Origin of the sequence: Catellatospora paridis, from assembly GCF_009720365.1 — a bacterium.
In the GTDB taxonomy this organism is placed as follows: domain Bacteria; phylum Actinomycetota; class Actinomycetes; order Mycobacteriales; family Micromonosporaceae; genus Catellatospora; species Catellatospora paridis.
The window spans coordinates 1-3394 of sequence record NZ_WBZD01000056.1 but is presented as its reverse complement, the minus strand read 5'-3'; the positions used below and the strand labels follow the sequence as shown (position 1 = coordinate 3394).

At 56.7% G+C, this 3394-nt stretch carries 2 rRNA genes; both read right to left on the bottom strand.

What is annotated here, in order from left to right:
- Positions 1–3: 3 nt before the first annotated feature.
- A 5S ribosomal RNA gene (gene rrf / locus F9C41_RS40485) occupies positions 4–120 on the bottom strand.
- 101 nt (positions 121–221) lie between these two features.
- Positions 222–3327, bottom strand: a 23S ribosomal RNA gene (locus tag F9C41_RS40480).
- Positions 3328–3394: the final 67 nt, after the last annotated feature.

The following is a 3394-nucleotide window of genomic DNA, read 5'->3' as shown; positions in this document are numbered from 1 at the left end:
TTTGTCCGGCGGCGTCCTACTCTCCCACAACGTCCCCGTTGCAGTACCATCGGCGCTGGAGGGCTTAGCTTCCGGGTTCGGAATGTTACCGGGCGTTTCCCCTCCGCCATGGCCGCCGTAACTCTATCAACATGTCAACCCGCGCCAGCCATAGTGCTGGGGGTTGCGTGTCGTGATGTGCATGGTGGACGCGAGCGATCTTTGCGCAGCTCTCAGTGTTGTTAGGTAAGTCCTCGGCCTATTAGTACCAGTCGACTGAACACATTACTGTGCTTACATCTCTGGCCTATCAACCCGGTGGTCTAGCCGGGGGCCTTACCCACTCTCGTGGTGGGATACCTCATCTTGAAGCGAGCTTCCCGCTTAGATGCTTTCAGCGGTTATCCCTTCCGAACGTAGCCAACCAGCCATGCACCTGGCGGTACAACTGGCACACCAGAGGTTCGTCCGTCCCGGTCCTCTCGTACTAGGGACAGCCCTTCTCAAGTATCCTACGCGCACGGCGGATAGGGACCGAACTGTCTCACGACGTTCTAAACCCAGCTCGCGTACCGCTTTAATGGGCGAACAGCCCAACCCTTGGGACCACCTCCAGCCCCAGGATGCGACGAGCCGACATCGAGGTGCCAAACCATCCCGTCGATATGGACTCTTGGGGAAGATCAGCCTGTTATCCCCGGGGTACCTTTTATCCGTTGAGCGACACCGCTTCCACATGCCAGTGCCGGATCACTAGTCCCGACTTTCGTCCCTGCTCGACCTGTCAGTCTCACAGTCAAGCTCCCTTGTGCACTTACACTCAACACCTGATTGCCAACCAGGCTGAGGGAACCTTTGGGCGCCTCCGTTACCCTTTAGGAGGCAACCGCCCCAGTTAAACTACCCACCAGACACTGTCCCTGAACCGGATCACGGTCCGAAGTTAGATACCCAGATCAACCAGAGTGGTATTTCAAGATTGGCTCCACCATGACTGGCGTCACAGCTTCACAGCCTCCCACCTATCCTACACAAGTTAAACCGGATACCAATGTCAAGCTATAGTGAAGGTCCCGGGGTCTTTCCGTCCTGCCGCGCGTAACGAGCATCTTTACTCGTAGTGCAATTTCGCCGGGCCTGTGGTTGAGACAGTGGGGAAGTCGTTACGCCATTCGTGCAGGTCGGAACTTACCCGACAAGGAATTTCGCTACCTTAGGATGGTTATAGTTACCACCGCCGTTTACTGGCGCTTAAGTTCTCAGCTTCGCCTTGCGGCTAACCGGTCCCCTTAACGTTCCAGCACCGGGCAGGCGTCAGTCCATATACAGCGTCTTACGACTTCGCATGGACCTGTGTTTTTAGTAAACAGTCGCTTCCCCCTGCTCTCTGCGACCCCACCCAGCTCCAGCCGTAAAGACCTTCACCAGACGAGGCCCCCCTTCTCCCTAAGTTACGGGGGCAATTTGCCGAGTTCCTTAACCACAGTTCGCCCGATCGCCTCGGTATTCTCTACCTGACCACCTGTGTCGGTTTGGGGTACGGGCCGCGCACAGCTCGCTAGAGGCTTTTCTCGGCAGCATAGGATCATCGACTTCACCTGATACGGCTCGGCATCACGTCTCAGCCTTAATGCAGCGCGGATTTACCTACGCTACGGCCTACACGCTTACCCCAGGACTACCACCGCCTGGGCTCGACTACCTTCCTGCGTCACCCCATCGCTCAACTACTACCCACCAAGATCCCAACAATCCCACCTCCCACCCGAAGGTGTTCAGTGTTCACGGAGGTTAGTACAGCGGGGTTCGTCGCGGGCGCTGCTTTGCGGGTACGGGAATATCAACCCGTTGTCCATCGACTACGCCTCTCGGCCTCGCCTTAGGTCCCGACTCACCCAGAGCAGATTAGCTTGACTCTGGAACCCTTGGTCATCCGGCGGAAGGGTTTCTCACCCTTCATTCGCTACTCATGCCTGCATTCTCACTCGTGTGGCGTCCACGGCTAGGTCACCCTGCCGCTTCACCCGCCACACGACGCTCCCCTACCCATCCACACACCTGGACCACAAGGGCCTGGTTATTGTGTGAATGCCACAGCTTCGGCGGTGTGCTTGAGCCCCGCTACATTGTCGGCGCGGAACCACTTGACCAGTGAGCTATTACGCACTCTTTCAAGGGTGGCTGCTTCTAAGCCAACCTCCTGGTTGTCTATGCGATCCCACATCCTTTTCCACTTAGCACACGCTTAGGGGCCTTAGCTGGTGATCTGGGCTGTTTCCCTCTCGACTACGAAGCTTATCCCCCGCAGTCTCACTGCCGCGCTCTCACTTACCGGCATTCGGAGTTTAGCTGACTTCGGTAAGCTTGTGGGCCCCCTAGGCCATCCAGTAGCTCTACCTCCGGCAAGAAACACGCGACGCTGCACCTAAATGCATTTCGGGGAGAACCAGCTATCACGGAGTTTGATTGGCCTTTCACCCCTAACCACAGGTCATCCCCCAATTTTTCAACATTGGTGGGTTCGGTCCTCCACGACGTCTTACCGTCGCTTCAACCTGCCCATGGCTAGATCACTCCGCTTCGGGTCTAGAGCATGCGACTGAACGCCCTGTTCAGACTCGCTTTCGCTACGGCTTCCCCACACGGGTTAACCTCGCCACATGCCACTAACTCGCAGGCTCATTCTTCAAAAGGCACGCCGTCACCTCAGAACAAGTCCTCAGCTCCGACGGATTGTAGGCAGACGGTTTCAGGTACTATTTCACTCCCCTCCCGGGGTACTTTTCACCATTCCCTCACGGTACTAGTCCGCTATCGGTCACCAGGTAGTATTCAGCCTTACCAGGTGGTCCTGGCAGATTCACGGCAGATTTCAGGAGTCCGCCGCTACTCGGGAACACCCACCACAGGCCTTGAACTTTCGTCTACAGGACTCTCACCCTCTACGGTCCCTCATTCCAGAGGATTCGACTAGCCCAAGGCTTTATAACTGTGTGCCGGCGTGTCAGCGCCGACCGTAGGGTCCCACAACCCCGTATACGCAACCCCTGACAGGTATCACACGCACACGGTTTAGGCTACATCCGCTTTCGCTCGCCACTACTCACGGAATCACATGTTGTTTTCTCTTCCTGCGGGTACTGAGATGTTTCACTTCCCCGCGTTCCCTCCACACACCCTATGTATTCAGATGCGGGTAACCCGACATGACTCGGGCTGGGTTCCCCCATTCGGACACCCTGGGATCACAGCTTGGTTGACAGCTCCCCCAGGCCTATCGCGGCCTCCCACGTCCTTCATCGGCTCCTGGTGCCAAGGCATCCACCGTCTGCCCTTAAAAACTTACCTACACAGAGAAACAAAGATGCTCGCGTCCACTATGCACATCTCAACAAACAACCAACCCACACCCACC